This is a genomic window from Paenibacillus sp. KS1 (genome assembly GCF_001680695.1).
Classification (GTDB): domain Bacteria; phylum Bacillota; class Bacilli; order Paenibacillales; family Paenibacillaceae; genus Paenibacillus_B; species Paenibacillus_B suaedae.
The window spans coordinates 13,727-34,214 of the sequence record NZ_MAIS01000048.1 but is presented as its reverse complement, the minus strand read 5'-3'; the positions used below and the strand labels follow the sequence as shown (position 1 = coordinate 34,214).

Here is a 20,488-nt window from a genome sequence, read left to right as displayed (position 1 = left end):
AGCAAATCACATAAATAAGCTTCGAAAGAGTAGTAATGGAGACGAAAAAAACTGCTTGAATATGGTATATAGCCCATTAATCTACCAATTATTAGGCACAAAGGCCTATAGAAAAAGTTACAATTTTGTCTTTTTTAAGAGGATAGGCCGATAGAAACCGATGAAGAAGACTCTATATAATTAGGCGTAGGGGAAATGGGATGTCATTACATAAATAGAATAACAACTTAATTATAGAAACAATTGACATCTTGTTCATATGAACATCAACTCACATTCGGTTCACGATTACAGTAATGTAACAACAACTTAGAGGAGGATTTCTATGAAGAAGAAATTACTGTTAGGCATAATGATGTTCACAATGGCAGGGCAGATGATATTGCCGTCATTGCATGCGGCACCTGCAGCAACTAGCAATGTACAAGCTGCATCTGTAACGAGCTCCAACCAGAATCGCGGAGAGATTGTTCAGTCCGTCAATTTGAGAACGAAGCCGAGTACTTCATCCTCAATCATTCGATTGGTGAAGACAGGCGAATCCGTTACAATTTTGGACAAGCCCAACAGCAGTTGGTACAAAGTGAAGGATACCAAAGGCAACACGGGCTATGTAAGCTCACAGAGTAAATACATACGAATAGGGAATGCATCTGGATCTAACTCTTCAGGAAGTTCAAATAATAAACCTACGACTTCTGCTCCATCAAGTAAGGCTGCGAAGATGGACAAAGTGGAGAAAGTAGCGAAGAAATACATGGGCACGCCTTATGAATTTGGATCGGATCGGAATACAACTAAAACATTCGATTGCTCCGACTTTGTACGCCAAGTCTATAAGGAAGCATTAGGCATCGTACTGCCGACAGATTCCCGCAAGCAAGGCACTTATATTCAGGATAAAGGCGGCGTGAAGAAGAGTATCAGCCAACTGCAGCGTGGAGACTTGATGTTCTTCATGTCCTATAAGGGATCCAGTGCATCAAGTTATAAAAATGTGAATAAATCAAAAGAACGAATTACACATGTCGGCATTTACTTGGGCAATGGCAAAATCATTCATACATATTCCAAAGCTTCAGGCGGCGTACGGATCGACACGGTGAGCAACACTAGCTGGGAACATCGTTTCCTGTATGGAGGAAGCGTAGTAAAATAGAAGCGTTCATCGAGCATACTGCATGTGCACGCATCAAAGAGGGCTATCTATTCAACAGGGAAAGCTGTTGGTAGATAGCCCTTACTTGTTCGTAGGAAGGGAAATCAAACGTGCAGATGCATGTTCCGTCCCACATCCATTAAAATGGAACACGCTCGGTTCCTAGTTATTGATATTTTGGAGGCCCTTGTTGTTCATCGATCTTCGGTCTTGTCCGATATTTCTTCGTCTTCGCCATGGCAACTGCAGCCCATGAGCTAAGCAAGCTTAATGGAAGCAGTAGAGCAGTAGTTGTGTAGCGTACAATATTATCCTGATAGAGAACATAGGCAATGACAAGCACCATGAGTGGGGCGTAATCGACATACCGCACCATCCGATGTCTGAGGCCTAAGCGGTTCTCAACGATACCGAAACAGAAGAAACCGGCAATAATGATGGCAGCGAATAGGAACGCTCCTGTAATCCAGCCGAGTGCTCTCATGAGAAGAGCAAGCGTGATAAGGGCGTATCCGACGAAGCCTACTCCAGTAAACAGCATGTTGCAATCAACTCCTTGGCTAAGATCCTAATCGTAGATGATTATTTCAGCAATTGCAACACGGTTCGGGCACAGGCCTCAGGATCCGTCATAGCAAGAGCGCCAAGCTGCCGCTTCTCGCGCAGCCGGTCATAGTGGTGCTGTAATTCGTTGAACCAACGTGCAATGGTATCCGAGGATTCAATCTTCTCACCCATACCATGCTCCATGAAATATTCACAGTTCTCTTCCTCTTGTCCAGGGATTGGATCATAGAAGAGCATAGGGATGCCCTTCATCATTCCTTCTGTACAAGTCATTCCCCCAGGCTTCGTTACCAGTAAATCGGAAGCATCCATCAGACGCGACACCTCTTGCGTGTAGCCGAATATATGTATGTTCGGATGCTGGAACAATGGATCCTGTTCCATCCGAGCGATTGCCTTCTGATTGCTGCCCATGCAGAACAGAAGCTGGACATGTTCGCGCCATGTCGTCATGTACTGGAGCAAATCCTCATTCAGCGACAATCCCCAGCCGCCGCCCATAATCATGACGGTCGGAAGCGGACGCAATCCAAGCTCCCGCTGCGCTTCCGATTGAGGACAGCGCTCCCAGAACTTCGGATGAACAGGAATGCCAGTAACAACAATGCGGCTATCATCAATCCCGCGTTCCAGGAGCTTGTTCCGTACTTCTGGCGCGGAGACGAGGTATTTTGTAACTTCTGGGTTCATCCACGTACCATGCGCATCGTAGTCCGTAATCAATGTATATAATGGAAGATGAAGACCAGAGCGCTTCAGGCGCGATACGATGATATTCGGAAATGGATGAGTGCACACAATCGCATCAGGACGCAATTGATCGAGCACATGAGAAGCTTGTGTGTAGAAAATGCGATGCAATGCGAGCTGTGTGACGCGGTTCAGCGATTTTTTATATTTTTTTCGATACAAGAGTCCAACCAGCTTCGGCTGTGAGCTTACCGTCTTCCGATAAGCAGCAAAGATTAGCGGCCCGACCGTCGGATTCAAGAACTTGCCCAGCTCGATGACGCGTGTTTGGACATCGGGCTCCAGCTGGCGCAGTCCGACTGATAGGGCATAGGCTGCTTGCGTATGGCCTGTACCGAATCCTTCAGATAGAAGGATGATTCTCTTTTTTCGCATGTTCTCACCCACATTCCATTATAACCTGAAAGTTGAAAGGAAGCATCAGCCAATTACGTCGAAACTGAGCGGTCATTTTCCTTGGTTAAGTTGAAATTCACAGGCAGGTATGATAAGGTTCAGGTAACGGCATGTGACCATAATTTCTAATTGGTCATTCAGTCAAATGTGCGCCGGGAGAAAGGAGGCGGGGGATGTGACCGTAGACCGCCGAAAACAAATCGTGGAAGCGGCAGCGCAATCCTTTGCTCTGTTCGGGTACAAAGCGACGACGATGGATCAAGTAGCGAAGATTGCCAAGGTAGGCAAAGGAACGATATATACGTTCTTTACGAACAAAGAGGAGCTGTTCGATGAGATTTTGCAGCAGCTCATCCACGAGATGAAAGAGATCGCGGATCGGGAAATCACCGAGGATAGACCGTTTATTGATAAGCTGTATCGTGTGTTGGATCGTGTACTGGAATATAGAAGCCGCCACGAGCTTGCATTGAAGCTATCCCAGGAGCTGCGCGACTTCGGGACGCCAATGGCGAAGGAAGCGCTGGCTAAGATGGAACAGGAACTGCTTGAGTACATAGAGCGCGAAGTGCGTGTGGCTATGGAGCGTGGAGAAGTGAAGCAAGGTGACCCGAAGGTCGTCAGCTTCGTCATGCTTCAATTGTACAAAGCGCTTACGACCGAATGGAACAAGCTGAATGCTCCGCTCGATAAGGAAGCGATTAAGGATTATTTTCGCCTTCATTTTATGGAAGGGTTAATGATTCGCCAGCCATAAGGAAGTCAGGACGGATGTTGATATACAAAAGAGAAGCACCCTTCAAATAGGAACGCGTGGTCGAACCTGTAGAAGGGTGCTTTTGTGTGGAGACTATAATATAGTTATTTACTTTTTAATGACGACCATCTGAGCTTTCTCTAATTTCTTAGACAAGTCAACTAGTAAATTCTTCGGATCCTTCTTGAAATGAGCAACCGTTAAGCCAAGCTTGTCTGCGTTCAGCTTCTCCCAAGCTGCATCATCGAGCAGAACAATCGTTTGGGCAAATCCGCGTGACTCCCCAATTACAATATCGCCACCGTACTGACCAGCGAGCTTCACACCTTTCAGTTCTGTCACCGTTGTATCTGTCTTCGCGAAGATCACCGCATTGTCGCCTGTTGCTTCAGGCAGCTTCGCAATCGCTTCTGTTGTGTCTTTGTCCTTCACTTGTTGAAGCAACCCATTATTGAACAAGCCTTGAGCGGTTGATTTGCTGATCGCAATGACACGGTCATCCGCTTGCTTTGCATCATATTTCAATGCGAAATCATCTGTCTTCGACACATCATTCTTCGTGATCTCCAAAGCATCTTTAATTTGAGCATCCGCTCCATACATAATCAATCCATTTGCCTTAGGGCCGAATAGGCTGCAGCCTGTCGCCATTACAAGTACAAGTACCATGGTAGCTACTATGCCAAGTTTCTTTTTCATTCGTTATCCACCTCAATTACCAGTATTGATTCTTACACCGTTAACGATACAGGAGGGATCATTTTGTTGCCATTGGTTTAGATGACAGCACTCTTTCAATCTCGTAAGAAAGTAGGACTATAGTATCAAAATAGCCGCCGCTCGCAAGAAGTTGCCTGCATAAGATAATAATTCCCCTCCTTTTTACCGTTATAGTAGATATGTACTTTTTTGTTCCATTGGAATTACTCACAGGAGCAAAACGGGAAGGGAGAAGATAAGGTGTACCCATCAAGGAAAAAATCGACATGGCTTAGCATAGCGCTCGTATGCACGTTGCTATTCGGTATGCTGCCAATCCAAGGTATCGTTCATGCAGAAGATTCGTTTACAGGTATTGCTTTTGAATCAGATGTGTCTCCAGTACACGTCACAGTTGAAGGTTCCTCTGTACAATTGAAGGTGCTTGGTACAATCAGCGGAAAGACGGATAAGAAAGATGTTACGAGCTTGGCTACGTGGACGTCCTCGAATCCGAGTGCTGTCAAAGTAGACGCTGGTTGGGTAAGCGGCGCTGGAAAAGGTACTTCGGAAATTACAGTGAAATATCAAGGATATACATTGAAGAAAACGGTTGTATCCGAATACTTGTATGACAAGATCGTTATTCGCACAGGGGATACGGATCAAGAGGTTGCCAATGAAGTGAAGGCGAATCTTGGAGACAAGCTTGCCTGGAAGGCATTCGCCTTGGACAAAGCGACAAATACGAACAATGATGTTACGGCTGAAGCCTCCTGGACTTCCTCCAATACAGATGTAGCGGATGTGAATAAAGGGGTCATTACGCTGAAGTCCAAGGGTAAAACGGACATTACCATTAAGCATAAAGGATTAAGCACGAAGATCGAGCTGAAGGTTGAACAGCCTTACGACAAATTGGAGCTGTCGCCAGAAAAGCTGGTTGAATTCGAATACGGTGCAGCTTCCAAGACCGTAACCGCCAAGGCGAAGACTGCTGACGGCAAGCTCGAAGATGTAACAGGTAAGGCAGATTGGACAACAAGCGATGCGAATATCGTCGAAGTGAAGAACGGAGAAGTCAAGCCTATCAACGTAGGTTCGGCAACGGTAACGGCGAACTACCTTGGGGCTTCGCAATCCATTACAGTGGTCGTACGTGCTTCTTACCAAGCGATGCGCATCACACCGGATCAGAAACAGCACATGATGCTGGGAGACGGGCCGCTGCAAGTGCAGACCTTCGTGCTCAATTCGGCTGATAATCAGCAGGATGTTAGTGATCTTGCAGAGTGGACATCAAGCAACCTGATGGCTGTAACGGTAGAACACGGCAAGGTCTACGCGAAGAGCGAAGGAACTGCAACGGTAACAGCTTCTTACAAAGGGCTGACGAAGTCGGTTGAGATTACGGTATACCCGACGATCGAGAAGTTGAAATGGACGGAAGAAGATAAGAATGCAAAACCTGGAGACGTTCGCAAGCAGGAGCTGATCTTGGAAGATGTGAAGCCTTTGCCTAAGATCAGTGGGGTATCCTTGAGCGGCAATACGCTTGATGTATCGGAACTGGTGCAGTGGACATCTTCTAATGAAAGTGTTGTCTCCGTTAAAGATGGCAAGATGAAGGCAGCAGCACCGGGAACGACTTTCCTGACTGCGAGCATTCGCAATCAAACGCTTCCTTTGGAAGTAAATGTTCAGCGCAAGGCACTCGTATTGCAGGCGAACAATGCGGATATCAGTATCGTAACGGGTCGTGAGCAGCCATTGCCAGAAGTAAATGTTATTTATGCTGATGGTACAGAGGAAAATGTAACGACTCAAGTGAAATGGGAATCAAGTTCTCCGAACTTGCTCGTTCGCGAGGGGAACATGAAGGGTCTCATTGCAGGTCGTGCGACGTTGACAGGTACATTTGCCAATGTGAAAGTGACTGTGAAAGCAACGATCGAAGAAGAGATTGTGAAGTATGATATCGTTCCTTCTGAAATTCGTACGAACGTGAACAAGTCCCAATCGGTTAAGGTAACAGGAACCTACAAGAACGGAAAGACGATTGCGCTTGCTTCACGTATTAAGTGGACTATGGAAAATGAAAAGGTAGCGACGGTTCGCGGAGCTACTGTTAAGGGTGTGGCTATTGGCAGCACGAAGCTGGTCGGTGAGTATCAAGGAAGAAAGCTGGAGGTTACAGTGCATGTGAAGCCTCGCTTGCTGAAGCTGGAAGCAAATCCGACAACTGTGAAGCTGGGCATCGGTCAGTCTGCATCGTGGAAGGTTCAGGCGATTTATGATACAGGTGAAGTTGTGGATGTGACGTCCTCCGTGACATTCGTTCCTTCCAATGTGAAGATTAAGGCGTCGCGTGGTTCGGTGCAAGGTGTATCCAAGGGCAGTGGGAGTTTGAAGCTGACATTGGACGGCAAGAGCACATCACTGCGCGTAACGGTGAAATAAGGATTAATCCAAAATGGGATTAGTCAGAGAACACAGAACAGGGACTGCATGTGCAGTCCCTGTTTTGATTTTACAATTATGTGCTGCAAGCAAGAGTTGATGTAAGCAGAGCTAGAGTAAACAGTCGAATTTGCTATATATATCCGTGATGGGCTATGCCCCGAGTGCCTGATCTTTCCCTTGCATGGTATCATTGAAGAGCTTCATTTTGATCGTAATTGCGGCAAACGCAAGCAAGGAAAATCCTATTCCACACCAGATAAGCTGTTGCATACCGAGGTGAGCGATGATAAATCCCGCAACAGCAGTACCCATCGTAATTCCTAAGTTGGAGAAAGAAACGAACAGACTGTTGCCGAATTCAGGCGCTTCCTTCGTTTCAGCAGTCAGCCAAGTTTGACTCACAATCAGTCCTCCTGAGTGCACAGTTCCCCAAATGAATATCATCCCAATCATGAGAGAAAGATACGACCCTGCATAATAGACAAGTACATAGATGAATGCGTAGAGAAGCGGGAAAAGCAGTATCGTTTTTGTAGTATTTTTCTGAAGCAAAGTTCCGAATAGAAAGTTGCCAGCAATCATAACAAGCCCAAATACCATGAGCATGAGACTGATGAGTGAACCATTCATTCGAGTGATTTGGCTTGTGTATTCGGCAAAGTAACCGTACACAGAGAACATCGCTGCAAAAATAAAGATGACAGCCGCTATGTTGAGCCAAAGTCCGGGCTTACGTAAAATACTCAGCTGTTTGCCGTATGACATCTTCTCCTTCACAGGCATGGAAGGCAGCCAAATAAGCAAACCTATCAAGGCGATTGCATTCACGATGGCTCCAAATAAGAAGGAGGTGGATAACGAAATACGTTCAGCAAGGTAAGACGTAATCGGGACACCAAATGCGAAGCCTACTGTAATACCTGCAAATACGCGAACGACAGCCTGACTGCTCTGCTCGGGAGGTACCAGACTGGCGGCAGCTACGAGTGCGATGGAGAAGAAAATCGGATGGAACATCGCAGGCAAGATCCGGAATATAAGCATTACCTCAAAATGTGAGGTGAACGCATAGACGAGATTGGACAGAACAAACATGGAAATGGCCGTCAATAGGACGCTTTTACGGTTAAAGCGGGATGCGATCAGGGTAAGAAACGGACCGCTAACGGCCACGATGAGTGCAAATATACCGACCAGCCAGCCTGCTTGGGAAGCTGTAATGTTGTATTTCTGCGATATTTGAGGCAGCACGCCCACAATACCCATTTCTGTCGTAATAATGCCGAATACGCCAAGGGACAGTAGAAGAAGCAGTAAGGGGTTTGTTTTTCTCATTTCAACGATAACTCCATTTCTATTCATCAGAATTTACATTTTAATGGTCATGAGTACTACGATGTACTTCATTCAAATAATTTCACTTCAATGAGCTTCACTTCAATACACTACAACCCATTTATGCCATTCCATTTGATATACATAAATACATATCTAAAAATATAGATGTATTATAACAAAAAAAGAGATATTCCTCCTCCTCTACAAGTGATGGGTGACGTAATCGGCATATTCTCGTATCGTGCGTTCATTGCGGCGATAGTACGTCCATTTGCCAATTCGTTCAGACTCTAATAGTCCAGCTTGCTGCATTGTGAGCAAGTAGCTGGAGATAACCGATTGCGCAAGCCCTGTCTTTTTCTGAATATCGCCTACGCATATGCCTGTTGCAAATGATATTCCATACTGAATGTACTTCTCTTCATTGAAATGTTCTTCAGGGTTCTTCAACCATTGAAGAATTTGGGCGCGTGTGTCATTAGACAAAGCTTTGCAAATGAGTAAAGGTTTCATACGTCTCATTATATCTATAATTATAGATTTGTAAATACAATAATTGGCTGAATGGTCTGTAGGTGCTGCGACAGCAGTGAAATTTAATATACACATCAATGAATATATATGCGGAGAAAACAATATAATTTATCCTCGTATAAGAAGATAATGGATTATATATATCGAAAAATGCAAAAAAAGAACGAGAATTTATAAACGAAAATGGTGATCTATGCATAGAGGGGGATTGATTTATTTGGCTCTATATAAAGGATTTATCAACTATTATAACTTATCAAGGACATAAAAATATTAAATTGCCATCATATTGACGTGGTGATAAAATAATTAAACAGTACAAATGAATAATTATAAATTCATAAAGAGAACGTGTTGATTGCTGTCGATCCTATGCAATGTATGTCGATCACTTTTAAATAGAAAGGTTGCTTCGTATGAAACTGAACGGATTACCTCCCAAGCAAGGCTTATATGATCCACGATTTGAAAAAGATGCATGCGGAATGGGCTTCGTCGCTCATATTAAAGGGCAGAAGTCCCATGATATCGTACGTCAAGCGCTGCAGATGCTGGTGAATATGGAGCATCGCGGCGGTCAAGGAAGCGAACCGAATACAGGCGATGGAGCAGGAATTATGCTGCAAATTCCGCATCGCTTCTTTGCTCGCGAGTTGGAGCAGCAAGGAATTACACTTCCGGAAGCGGGTCAATACGGCGTGGGTATGCTGTTCCTGACGCAGAATGAGCAAGCGAGGGAAGAGCATGAAGCGCGTCTTCGCCGGATCGTTGAGGAGGAAGAGCATCAATTAATCGGATTCCGTACTGTACCAACGAACGGGGAAGGTCTTGGCCAATCCGCACGGGCAGTTCAGCCTTATGTGTGCCAAGTGTTTATCGCACGGAATGCGGATAGTGAGAGTGAGCTGGCCTTCGAACGCAAGCTGTACATGATTCGCAAGCGGATGGAGCGGGAAATTCGCTATACCGGGGAAGAGGAGGCGAGCACGTTCTATATTTCGAGCATGTCTTGCCGGAAAATTGTATATAAAGGAATGCTGACCACCGAGCAAGTTGGGCAGTTCTATCTCGATCTGCAGCATGATTTGCTCGAATCTGCGATTGCACTTATTCATTCACGCTTCAGCACGAACACGTTCCCGAGTTGGGAGCGTGCCCATCCGTACCGATATATGATTCATAATGGTGAAATCAACACGCTTCGCGGCAATGTGAACTGGATGCATGCGCGTCAGACATTGTTCGCATGCGACGTCTTCGGCGCTGATCTGGAGAAGGTGAAGCCAGTCATTAATGACGATGGTTCAGATACGGGGATGTTCGACAATACGTTTGAATTTCTGTATTTGGCGGGACGTCCGCTATCGCATGTTGCGATGATGATGGTGCCTGAGCCGTGGAACAATCATGACAGCATGGACCCGGCGAAGAAGGCATTCTACGAGTATCACAGCTGTCTGATGGAACCTTGGGATGGACCTGCGGCAATGGCGTTTACAGACGGCGTGCAAATTGTAGCCACCTTGGATCGCAATGGATTGCGCCCATCTCGTTACTGTGTGACGAAGGACGATATGATTGTGCTTAGCTCCGAAGCGGGCGTACTGGATATTGCGCCAGAGCAGATTGCCTACAAGGATCGCCTTCGTCCTGGGCGTATGCTCGTTGTAGATACCAAGCAAGGTTGCATCATCTCAGATGAAGAAGTGAAGGCGCAGATTGCGGCGGAGAACCCATACCAAGCTTGGCTGGAGGAGCATTTGGTCGGTCTTAAGGATTTGCCGGACGCGCCGGAAGTGCCTGAGCCGAAGCATGAGAATGTGCAGCAGCGCCAACAGGCATTCGGTTACACCTATGAGGAACTGCGCAAGATTATCGAGCCGATGGCGGCTACAGGTGTGGAGCCGCTTGGATCAATGGGATATGATGCACCGCTCGCGATATTATCTGAACGTCCGCAGCGGCTGTACAATTACTTTAAGCAATTATTTGCACAGGTGACGAACCCGCCTATCGATGCCATTCGCGAGGAGATTGTCACTGCGACGGGCACGACGATCGGGCCTGAGCGGAATCTGTTGCTTCCAGAGCCGGAGAGCTGCCGCCAGATTAAGCTCGATTCTCCCGTGCTCTCCAATGAAGAATTTGCGAAGCTTCGCCATATTCGCAGACCAGGCTTCAAGTCGATCACCATTCCGATCTTATTCACAGCATCAGAAGGAGCGGCGGGGCTTGAAGCGGCTTTGAAGACGATGTGCGAGGCAGCTGATCGGGTTATCGGCAAGGGACATAATTTAATCATCCTGTCTGACCGTGGCGTGGAGGAGGATCAAGCGGCTATTCCGGCGCTTCTTGCAGTATCCAGCCTTCATCACCATCTCATTCGCCAAGGGACGCGTACGAAGGTAAGCCTATTGCTCGAATCGGGCGAGCCGCGCGAGGTACACCACTATGCACTGCTGCTTGGCTATGGCGTCAGTGTGGTGAACCCATACTTGGTGTTCGAGACGCTGGATGATATGATTCGCCAAGGCATCCTGAACGGCATTACGCACGAGAAGGCAGTTAAGAACTATATGAAGGCCGCGACGAAGGGCGTTGTGAAGATCTTGTCCAAGATGGGAATCTCGACGGTACAATCTTATCGCGGCGCACAAATTTTTGAAGCAATTGGCTTGAAGCAGGACTTTATCGATCGATACTTTACTTGGACGCCATCCCGAATCGGCGGCATTGGCTTGGAGGAGGTAGCGCAGGAGGCATTGTCTCATCACTATCGTGCTTTCGCCTCACAGCCGGGAAGAGATACGGAACTGGATTCCGGGGGCGAGTATCAGTGGCGCAAGGACGGGGAGGAGCATCTGTTCAACCCGCAAACCATTCATACCTTGCAGGAAGCTGTACGTACGAACGATTACCGTCTGTTCAAGAAGTATTCGAAGCTGGTGCAAGGAGAGTACAACAGCAGCCGAACCCTTCGTTCGTTGTTCACCTTGAAGCCAATTGGCCCAGCGATTCCATTGGATGAAGTGGAATCCGTCGAATCGATCGTGAAGCGGTTCAAGACGGGAGCAATGTCGTTCGGCTCGATCTCGAAGGAAGCGCACGAGAGCTTGGCTATCGCCATGAACCGAATCGGAGGCAAGTCGAACTCCGGTGAAGGCGGAGAGAATCCAGCCCGCTATGTGAAGGATGCGAATGGCGATTCCCGAAGAAGCGCGATCAAGCAGGTGGCATCTGGACGCTTCGGTGTGACATCTCATTATCTCGTTAACGCAGATGAGATCCAGATTAAGATGGCACAAGGAGCCAAGCCGGGAGAAGGCGGTCAGCTGCCAGGCCGCAAGGTATATCCATGGGTTGCGGAAGTGCGAGGCTCGACACCAGGAGTAGGCTTGATTTCTCCGCCGCCGCACCATGACATTTACTCGATCGAGGATTTGGCTGAGCTGATCTATGATTTGAAGAATGCCAATCCGCAGGCGCGCATCAATGTGAAGCTCGTCTCGGAAGTCGGTGTTGGAACGATTGCTGCCGGAGTAGCCAAGGGGCGTGCAGATGTAATTCTCGTCAGCGGCTATGACGGTGGCACTGGCGCTTCACCGCAGGGCTCGATCCGCCATGCAGGCTTGCCGTGGGAGCTTGGATTGGCGGAGACGCATCAGACCTTGATCCTTAACAACTTGCGCGATCGTATTGTATTGGAGACGGACGGGAAGATGATGACAGGACGCGACCTTGCTATCGCTGCCCTGCTGGGAGCTGAGGAATATGGCTTCTCCACAGCACCGCTTGTTACGGTCGGCTGTATTATGATGCGAGTATGCCAGCTGGACACATGCCCTGTTGGAGTGGCGACACAAAATCCAGAGCTGCGCAAGAACTTTACAGGCGATCCGCAGCATGTCGTGAACTTTATGCTCTTCATTGCAGAGGAGCTTCGCGAATGGATGGCTGAGCTTGGATTCCGAGCGCTGGATGAGATGATTGGGCGTACAGAATGCTTGGGCATGAAGGATGCGCTGGATCATTGGAAGGCGAAGCATCTCGACTTGTCCTCGGTGCTGTATCAGCCTGAGATGCCAGAAGGTTCCTCGCGCATTCAAGTACGCGAACAGAACCATGGCTTGGAAGAGACGCTCGATATGACAAGGCTCGTTCCCGAAGCGCAGTCTGCGCTGGAATCAGGAATGCCAGTGGAAGGGGCATTCCCGATATGCAATGTGAATCGTGCGACGGGCACAATATTGGGCAGCGAGGTAACGAGAAGATACGGCGCGGTAGGACTGCCTGAGGATACGATCCGTTACTCGTTTATCGGGTCTGCTGGACAGAGCTTCGGCGCATTTGTTCCACGCGGCATGACGTTGACGGTTGAAGGCGACAGCAACGACTATGTCGGCAAGGGGTTATCGGGCGGTAAAATTATCGTGAAGCCGTCTCCGCAGGCTACTTTTGCAGCCGAGGACAATGTCATTATCGGCAATACGGCATTCTACGGGGCTACAAGCGGTGAAGCCTACATTCGCGGAATCGCTGGCGAACGCTTCGCGGTTCGCAATTCAGGTGTACATGTGGTCGTCGAAGGCGTAGGCGATCATGGCTGTGAATATATGACTGGCGGCCGTGTCGTCGTGCTCGGCAAGACGGGGCGCAACTTCGCGGCAGGTATGTCCGGGGGTATCGCATATGTATGGGATGAGGATCGTACATTCTTGAACCGCTGCAATCTAGAAATGGTGCTGTTGGAGCCGCTTGAAGGAGCGGAAGAAGAGCAGCAGGTGCGAGGCATGATCGAGCGTCATGTGCAAGCAACGGGCAGCACCATTGGGGAACGAATCTTGCAGCAATGGGACAATGGAGCAAGCGAGCAATTCGTCCGTGTCATTCCGAAGGATTACAAGCGCATGATGGAGCAAATTGCGAAGGTAGAGGCGCAGGGGATGACCGGTGAAGCGGCGCTGCTTGCCGCATTTGAAGCGAATATGCGCGATTTATCACGTGCTAGCGGAAACTAAATTATGGTATGATAGCTATGGCCTGCAGTTCGGAACTATCCGGGCGCAGGTCATAGCTTTTTTCAACCTACTTCTACTAGAAATCGTTGGTGATACCATGAAGTTTTCGCCGATGGGGGCGTTCCGCAATTATACGCGGGAGATGAACGTATTTATCTGGGCAAGCATGATTAATTCAACAGGCGGTGCTCTCATGTGGCCGCTCACGACGTTGTTTGTTCACACGCAATTAAATCGCTCCTTGGCTGATGCCGGATTCGTCATTCTGATACAAATGCTCGGCGGCGTATTTGGACAGTTCCTTGGCGGGGGTTTGTATTATCGGGTAGGAGTGCGACGCCTGCTTGTATGGGCACTGGCGATTACCTCCGTGCTGCAATTCTCGCTCGTGTTCACGGCATATGCCAGCTGGTGGGGATATATCATTACGATGGGGGCGATTGGCCTAGCCAATTCCGTATCGATGCCGGCGATTCAATCTTTTATTGGCTTTCGCTGGTCTGACCGTCGGGACGAATTATTCAATGTGATCTATGTGGCGAACAACATCGGGGTCGCACTGGGAACAGCATTGAGCGGTGTGCTCGCAGACATTTCGTTTAATTTAACCTTCATGCTGAACGGAGTCACCTCAGCTGGGTTTGCCTTCTTCTTCTATCGCTTCCTGCAAGGCATGCAGGAAGAGGGATCCGTGCAAGAGAATAGTGAGACAAATTACGGACAAGCTCTTGAGAGTCAAGGTACTGGAGCGGCAGTAAATTCTGGTGATAGACAACAGCCTTCAGCCGGAGTGCTGCCGGAACAGACACTACGGAATAAGCTAGCCGCTTATCGCATATATTTGTTCATGTCCTTAGGGGCCATGTTCATATGGCTGGCGAATTCCTTGTGGGGAAGCGGGATTGCCCCGCATATTGCAGATCAGGGCATGGTCCTTTCAATGTACAGTCTGCTGTGGACATTGAACGGCGTACTTATCTTTGCAGCTCAGCCGATTACAACATGGATGAAGCGAACCGTAGCGAAGCGTGTAACGGATCAGCTGACATGGAGCGGCATTTTTTATGGAGCGGCATATCTCGTCATTTGGATCGTGCCGAACTATGCAGGTTTCGTGCTTGGAATGGCATTGGCAACGCTAGGAGAAATGCTTGTATCCCCGGCTGTCCCAGCATTCCTATCCGCTCGGGCTGGTCGAGAGGCTCCATTCTATATGGGGGTTGCAGGAGGAATCAGCTCTATTGGAAGGATGATAGGTCCATATTTGCTAGGTGTTACTTATGATCATAGCGGCCTTGCTGGCGTAGCAGTCATCTCAATCGCGATTGCGGTATTATCGATTATTAGTTTTATCATTCATGCATGGCTTCAACGTCAAGGCAAAGTCTCGGTTCGTCCGCGCTCTTTTCCTTCATCTTCGTAATTTTTGAAGAATACGTATAAAATTCGACAAAAGTAGAACTGAATAGGTACGCTCCTCTCCCCATGATACGACAGTGTACCTGCATCTTATGGGTTATAATAAAGATTGAAATATGGCAATTTGGAACTAAATAAAGAGCTATAGCAGTGGTCATTACAAGATAAGTGAGGTACGGGTTATGGGAGGAATAGGGGAGAATCATAATCTGAAAAGTCAAAATGAAACAAGTCTAGACAATAAACAGACTAAACTAGATATTTTTGATATTTTGACTCAATTGCAAATTGATCTTGAACGATGGCCTGATGTATACCGTCGACCGGAGGCTATACCTGCAATTGAATAGTATGTAGATGAGCATCCTCCATTTGATCAATGGAGGATGTATTGTTTTCTTATGGTTATTTCTTAATTCTGGAAGTTGGCTGCATGGAACGCTCGGCACGCACAAATGCGATGAAGCGTCGCGATTCGTCCTCAGACAGCTCACGTCCATCTACCGTAAGACGGAACCTCTTCATCAAGTCTTCGTCAGACAACTCCAAAGCGTCTGCAAACTCACGAACCTCATGTGTCAAGGTTGTTGTTGGATTGGAGATGCGTCCCACCAAATAATCTATAGATACTCCAAATAAATCCGCTAATTTGGTCAACGTTTCAAAATCAGGCTTGCGGCGATTTTTTTCATAGTGAGAAAGCGCGGCTCGGGTAATACCCAGCAGCTCAGCGAGTCCCTCTTGTGTCCATCCCTTCTGATCTCGAAGATATGATATGCGATTTCCGGTACTCATGCCAACAATTCCTCCCTTGCTAAGACGATACACCCTTTTTGAAACAATATGTCGCAAAAAAATTATAAATTATACAGAAATGAATTGACACGATACAAAATGTATCTTAATCTAAAAGTAGTTTAAGGTTACAAAATGTATCAAAACTATGACTTTAGAACCTCTTTTTCTATTATAGTGTCCCCCCCATATGATGGTCAATTGAAGATAAATCGATTACGTTTCCTCAAGTAGAGAAGCATTATAATCCATCAAAAAGGAGTGAACGACCATCGAACTTCTAACCTTGCTTGAAGTTATCAACCGTAGAAAATGGTTTCTAATCATCACTACCCTTATTGTAACATTGCTTGCGGCATTGTTCATGCAAGTAACTCAAAAACCGACCTATCGCTCTACAGTAAAGATGATTATGAGTAATAGCGGTTCAGATGCAGAAATGACGATGGAAAGAATGAATTTGAATATATCCTTGATGAACACCTTTAAGGAATTAATTAAGACACCTACTATTCTTGGGGCGGTTATACGTGATAATCCAAGCTGGGGCCTGTCAATCAGTGAACTCGCGGATCGCATATCGGTAAGCACGGTGGAGCAAACCCCAGTAATGTCTATAACCGTTCGAGACGTCTCAGAATCGAGAGTGATTGACATTATGAATGATGTAACAAGCACGCTAAAAAGACAAGTAGCATTCATCTACAAAATGGACAACATTCTCATTCTCGATGACCCGAATCACCAACAGCGCATGATTCCAGAAGTCGAATCCCATGTATTGCGCAACACAGTGATCGTTGGGGCTGCTTGCTTTATTTTACTCATGCTGTTTGTCAGCATGAAAGATATGACGGGAGATGTTGTGCGAAATGAAGCACGACTGAGGGAACTGGAACTTTCACCTCTCGTGTCCATCGAACCTTGCAAAAGAGGAGATATGTTGACGCAAAAGACAGCGAATACCAAATTGGCGGGTGATAAAAAGAATGTTCCGATATCGACGTAAAATTCAGCTATTAGTGCATATGAAGAAGACGTCTAACATTTCCCAAACGTACCGCGCATTGCGAACGAAGTTGAATTATATGCTAGCCAAGCGAAATGATCGAACGCTTTTGGTGACCTCATCCGTGCATGGGGAAGGCAAGACGACGGTAGCTAGCAATTTGGGAATTGCCTTCGCGCTGGAAGGAAAGAAAGTCGTAATCATCGATGCGAATCTGCGCCTGCCAACACTTCACCATGTATTCTCCCTCTCGAAGCGCAGCGGATTAGGCGATTATTTGGAATCTGCGCAATGGTCGGAAGAAATGATACAAGAAAGCTCCATACCTAATTTATTCATACTCCCTGGGAATCCGACGAACAGTGATCCTTCCGAGCTGTTGGGCAGCTCTCAAATGGAATACCTCTTAAGTCATCTTGCAGAACAATTCGATCTGATTCTTATCGATTCGCCCCCCATAACGAAAGTCACGGATGGACTAATATTGTCAGGTTTGTGCGATGCGGTACTGATCGTTGTCAAATCTGGAAAAGTAAAAGCTGCTACGCTCATGAAAGTGAAAGAGGCCATAGAGTGCGTGAACGGTACGATTATCGGCACTGTACTCAATCAAGTCGAACGGCGCAATTCGTTGAATTCACAGGTAATTGCGATGAAATAGCTGCTCGGGATAGAGACAACTGAACTAATGGAGTGATGGAGTTGAAATTGTGGTGGCTCAAGAAAGGGAGTTTTGCAGTTCTGGATGCAGGATGCATTGCTGTAAGTGTCGGGCTGTCCTATTTGCTTACGATCCATGCTAACGAAGGACAGATTGGAAATTCGTTCGTGCTCGGGTTCAGCGTGCTTACCATCGTCTGCTGTCTGATCGGCTTCCAGGTGTTCAATTTATATGAACAAGTATGGCGTTATGCAGATAGTAGACATGTGTTGTTAATTGCGTCTGCCGTTACGGCTGGCTGTGGTATGTCTTCGATGATATCTATTCTCCTATGGGGAAATGAGGTGCCATGGGGGTTTATGATCATGACCTATGAGACGGTTCTTCTGTCCGTCGGAGGAATCCGAATGCTGCAAAGGTACAGGCAGAGACGTACGGTGAGCCATCAGCGGGTGAAGCGTCACATTCTCATTATCGGAGCGGGTGATTGTGGGTCGCTAGTGGCCAAAAAGATATTGGACAATGAGCATTCAGACTCCCTGCCTGCAGCGTTCATCGACGATGATCCGAATAAGTGGAACAAAAAAATCGTGGGCATTCCGGTCGTTGGTGGCCGTGATTCGATTATGCAAGCTGTACAGCAATATCAGATTCAGGACATTATTATCGCCCTGCCTTCCTTGCCGCGCAAGCAAATTGCCGAATTTATCGATTGCTGCAAGACAACGGGCTGCAATATTTATACGATGCCTAGTCTGGATGACCTGATGCAGGGCAAGCTCACGGTGAACGATATTCGTCATGTAGACGTCGAGGATTTGCTTGGGAGAGAGCCTGTTCGTCTACATTTGCAAGACAACTGCAATTATATTCGGGGTAGAACGGTTCTTGTTACAGGGGCTGGGGGTTCTATTGGCTCCGAGTTATGTCGTCAGATCGCTGCCCTTAGTCCGCAATTATTGCTCCTGCTTGGTCATGGAGAGAACAGTATTTATGCCATTGAGTCGGAGCTTCGCCGGCTTCATCCTGGGCTGGAAATTATGCCAATCATTGCGGATATTCAAAATAAGCCAAGACTTGAACAACTGTTCCACGAATATGCTCCGAATGTCGTGTTTCATGCGGCTGCGCATAAGCATGTCCCGCTCATGGAGCTGAACCCTTCCGAGGCTATTCGAAATAATGTGCACGGAACGAGGAATGTAGCGGAATGTGCCCATCGATTTGGCAGTGAGCGTTTCGTCCTTATTTCTTCAGATAAGGCTGTGCATCCTTCGAGTGTCATGGGGGCAACGAAGCGAATGGCTGAGATGGTCATCCAGCATCTGAACGAGCGCAGCAGTACGAACTTTACTTCGGTTCGGTTCGGCAATGTGCTTGGCAGCCGCGGCAGCGTAATTCCGCGCTTCAAGGAGCAGATCCAGCAGGGCGGGCCCATCACGATCACACACCCGGATATGACGCGCTTTTTCATGACGATTCCAGAAGCTGTTGCCTTAGTAATTCAAGCTGGAGCCTATGCCGTTGGCGGAGAGGTATTCATCTTGGATATGGGCAAGCCTGTTAAAATTTTGGATTTAGCAACAGATTTAATCCGTTTGTCCGGCTTTGAGCCTTACAAAGATATTGAAATTGAAGTAACGGGAATACGACCTGGGGAAAAGCTGCATGAGGAATTGTCAACGGAGGAGGAGGGATTGCGGAGAACGGAACATCAGCGCATTTTTGTCGGCAATCCGCTTCTGATAGAGGAGCGCGCATTCGAGCACTGGAATAAGCAGCTCAATGAGCTTCTTCTTGATAACCCCCTACATTTGAAGCGTTTTTTAATGGAAACTATTTCGAGTTCGGATGAAGGAGTGAAGATGGCACGATGATACGATTCGGGATTGTAGGATGCGGCCATATTGCAGCAAAGCATGTGGAAGCTATTCAGAACGTACAAGGAGCAGTACTGCAAGCGTTGTGCGACTCGGACGCGGAGCGGATGAGACCGTGGGCAGAGGACGGGATTGCGGCGTATTTGCAGTATAGAGACATGCTGCAGGATCCATGTGTAGATGTGGTCATTATTTGCACGCCGAGCGGGCTGCATGCGGATATGGCCATTCAAGCGGCTCAGGCTGGCAAGCATGTTGTCGTGGAGAAGCCGCTCGCCTTGACGATTCTTGATGCAGAGCGGGTGATAGCAGCATGCAGCAAGCATAAGGTGAAGCTGGCGGTCGTACATCCGAACCGCTATCGTCCGGCAATTGTGCAATTGAAGAAAATGCTGGATGAGGGGAGATTCGGCAAGCTGAGCCATGCGAGCGTCAAGCTTCGCTGGAATCGGAACCAGGACTATTACAATCAATCTCCTTGGCGGGGAACGAAAGCAATGGATGGCGGCGTCCTGATGAATCAAGGCATCCATTCGATGGATTTGCTAGCTTGGCTGATGGGGCCAGCAGTTAAAGTGCGAGCCATGTCGGCAACGCGGCTGAGAAATATCGAAATGGAGGACGTGGCATTGGCTGTAGTGCAATTTGCCGATGGCGCACTTGGCTCGGTAGAAGTTGCTTCGACCGTCTATCCGAACAACTTAGAGGAAGAGATTGCATTGTTCGGCGAGCATGGTTCAGCGGTGATCGGCGGTCCAACCGCGCACTGGATTAAATATTGGAACTTTGCATCCCTTGATAAGCAAGAAGCGTTGGCATTTGTTGAGCATACGCATTTAAATCCTTTTGGCGAGCCCGGACATACCCACATGATTCGGGATATGGTCGAAGCGATTCGCGATGATCGTGATCCGCATGTATCAGGCGAAGATGGCAAGAGAGCGCTGCAGATGGTGTTGGAAATCTACGATGCAAGCGTGAATCAACGGAGCAGCGAAGAGCAGCTCATTTCCCTGTAATCGGAATGAATGGACTAATAGGTG

15 protein-coding genes are annotated in these 20,488 nt (G+C 47.5%); 9 read left to right on the top strand and 6 right to left on the bottom strand.

Annotated features, from left to right (window positions below):
* Positions 1–325: 325 nt before the first annotated feature.
* Positions 326–1,159 carry a C40 family peptidase gene (locus BBG47_RS16695; RefSeq protein ID WP_065292622.1) on the top strand — a complete coding sequence of 278 codons (834 nt, stop codon included), beginning with the start codon at positions 326–328 and terminating at the stop codon, positions 1,157–1,159.
* 166 nt (positions 1,160–1,325) lie between these two features.
* On the opposite strand, the gene BBG47_RS16690 is transcribed toward BBG47_RS16695, so the two are convergent.
* Both BBG47_RS16690 and BBG47_RS16685 read right to left on the bottom strand, forming a co-directional pair.
* Positions 1,326–1,700, bottom strand: coding sequence for a permease (locus BBG47_RS16690; RefSeq protein ID WP_065292621.1), 375 nt, complete (start codon positions 1,698–1,700; stop codon positions 1,326–1,328).
* Positions 1,701–1,741: 41 nt separating this feature from the next.
* Positions 1,742–2,851: an MGDG synthase family glycosyltransferase gene (locus tag BBG47_RS16685; protein WP_065292620.1), complete on the bottom strand. Its 1,110-nt coding sequence runs from the start codon at positions 2,849–2,851 to the stop codon at positions 1,742–1,744.
* Between the two features lie 196 nt (positions 2,852–3,047).
* On the opposite strand from BBG47_RS16685, the gene BBG47_RS16680 reads away from it, so the two are divergent.
* Positions 3,048–3,629, top strand: a complete 582-nt coding sequence (locus tag BBG47_RS16680) for a TetR/AcrR family transcriptional regulator (RefSeq protein WP_028531634.1) — start codon at positions 3,048–3,050, stop codon at positions 3,627–3,629.
* Positions 3,630–3,737: 108 nt separating this feature from the next.
* Here the strand turns inward: BBG47_RS16680 and BBG47_RS16675 are convergent, their stop codons facing one another.
* Positions 3,738–4,328: a lipoprotein BA_5634 family protein gene (locus BBG47_RS16675; protein WP_065292619.1), complete on the bottom strand. Its 591-nt coding sequence runs from the start codon at positions 4,326–4,328 to the stop codon at positions 3,738–3,740.
* 261 nt (positions 4,329–4,589) lie between these two features.
* Between BBG47_RS16675 and BBG47_RS16670 the strand changes: the two genes are divergently transcribed.
* Positions 4,590–6,788 (top strand): Ig-like domain-containing protein, encoded by a 2,199-nt coding sequence (locus BBG47_RS16670; RefSeq protein ID WP_065292618.1) that lies wholly within the window; start codon positions 4,590–4,592, stop codon positions 6,786–6,788.
* A 153-nt stretch (positions 6,789–6,941) separates the two neighbouring features.
* On the opposite strand, the gene BBG47_RS16665 is transcribed toward BBG47_RS16670, so the two are convergent.
* Together BBG47_RS16665 and BBG47_RS16660 are read right to left on the bottom strand one after the other, a co-directional pair.
* Positions 6,942–8,126: an MFS transporter gene (locus BBG47_RS16665; RefSeq protein ID WP_065292617.1), complete on the bottom strand. Its 1,185-nt coding sequence runs from the start codon at positions 8,124–8,126 to the stop codon at positions 6,942–6,944.
* Between the two features lie 204 nt (positions 8,127–8,330).
* Entirely contained in the window at positions 8,331–8,642 is a 312-nt protein-coding gene (locus BBG47_RS16660; RefSeq protein ID WP_065292616.1) for an ArsR/SmtB family transcription factor, read from the bottom strand.
* A gap of 437 nt (positions 8,643–9,079) precedes the next feature.
* Between BBG47_RS16660 and gltB the strand changes: the two genes are divergently transcribed.
* Positions 9,080–13,681 (top strand): glutamate synthase large subunit, encoded by a 4,602-nt coding sequence (gltB, locus tag BBG47_RS16655; protein ID WP_065292615.1) that lies wholly within the window; start codon positions 9,080–9,082, stop codon positions 13,679–13,681.
* Between the two features lie 112 nt (positions 13,682–13,793).
* Positions 13,794–15,104, top strand: a complete 1,311-nt coding sequence (locus BBG47_RS16650) for an MFS transporter (protein WP_065292614.1) — start codon at positions 13,794–13,796, stop codon at positions 15,102–15,104.
* Between the two features lie 401 nt (positions 15,105–15,505).
* Here the strand turns inward: BBG47_RS16650 and BBG47_RS16645 are convergent, their stop codons facing one another.
* Entirely contained in the window at positions 15,506–15,895 is a 390-nt protein-coding gene (locus BBG47_RS16645; protein WP_021254370.1) for a helix-turn-helix domain-containing protein, read from the bottom strand.
* A gap of 271 nt (positions 15,896–16,166) precedes the next feature.
* On the opposite strand from BBG47_RS16645, the gene BBG47_RS16640 reads away from it, so the two are divergent.
* From BBG47_RS16640 to BBG47_RS16625, 4 genes are read left to right on the top strand one after another with little or no spacing between them, the layout of a single operon-like run.
* Complete coding sequence (locus BBG47_RS16640) at positions 16,167–16,904, top strand: YveK family protein (protein WP_081676260.1); 738 nt, start codon at positions 16,167–16,169, stop codon at positions 16,902–16,904.
* A complete protein-coding gene (locus BBG47_RS16635) occupies positions 16,885–17,565 on the top strand; it encodes a CpsD/CapB family tyrosine-protein kinase (RefSeq protein ID WP_065292613.1) in 681 nt (226 codons plus the stop codon). The genes BBG47_RS16640 and BBG47_RS16635 overlap by 20 nt, the downstream gene beginning before the upstream one ends.
* Positions 17,566–17,606: 41 nt before the next feature.
* A complete protein-coding gene (locus tag BBG47_RS16630; RefSeq protein ID WP_251488615.1) occupies positions 17,607–19,442 on the top strand; it encodes a polysaccharide biosynthesis protein in 1,836 nt (611 codons plus the stop codon).
* A complete protein-coding gene (locus BBG47_RS16625) occupies positions 19,439–20,464 on the top strand; it encodes a Gfo/Idh/MocA family protein (RefSeq protein ID WP_065292611.1) in 1,026 nt (341 codons plus the stop codon). The genes BBG47_RS16630 and BBG47_RS16625 overlap by 4 nt, the downstream gene beginning before the upstream one ends.
* Positions 20,465–20,488: the final 24 nt, after the last annotated feature.

Bases quoted from the DNA above. Each gene is read 5' to 3' on its own strand.
- BBG47_RS16695 (WP_065292622.1), top strand. From the start codon at position 326: ATGAAGAAGAAATTACTGTTAGGCATAATGATGTTCACAATGGCAGGG.
- BBG47_RS16690 (WP_065292621.1), bottom strand. From the start codon at position 1,700: ATGCTGTTTACTGGAGTAGGCTTCGTCGGATACGCCCTTATCACGCTT.
- BBG47_RS16685 (WP_065292620.1), bottom strand. From the start codon at position 2,851: ATGCGAAAAAAGAGAATCATCCTTCTATCTGAAGGATTCGGTACAGGC.
- BBG47_RS16675 (WP_065292619.1), bottom strand. From the start codon at position 4,328: ATGAAAAAGAAACTTGGCATAGTAGCTACCATGGTACTTGTACTTGTA.
- BBG47_RS16665 (WP_065292617.1), bottom strand. From the start codon at position 8,126: ATGAGAAAAACAAACCCCTTACTGCTTCTTCTACTGTCCCTTGGCGTA.
- BBG47_RS16660 (WP_065292616.1), bottom strand. From the start codon at position 8,642: ATGAAACCTTTACTCATTTGCAAAGCTTTGTCTAATGACACACGCGCC.
- gltB (WP_065292615.1), top strand. From the start codon at position 9,080: ATGAAACTGAACGGATTACCTCCCAAGCAAGGCTTATATGATCCACGA.
- BBG47_RS16650 (WP_065292614.1), top strand. From the start codon at position 13,794: ATGGGGGCGTTCCGCAATTATACGCGGGAGATGAACGTATTTATCTGG.
- BBG47_RS16645 (WP_021254370.1), bottom strand. From the start codon at position 15,895: ATGAGTACCGGAAATCGCATATCATATCTTCGAGATCAGAAGGGATGG.
- BBG47_RS16635 (WP_065292613.1), top strand. From the start codon at position 16,885: ATGTTCCGATATCGACGTAAAATTCAGCTATTAGTGCATATGAAGAAG.
- BBG47_RS16625 (WP_065292611.1), top strand. From the start codon at position 19,439: ATGATACGATTCGGGATTGTAGGATGCGGCCATATTGCAGCAAAGCAT.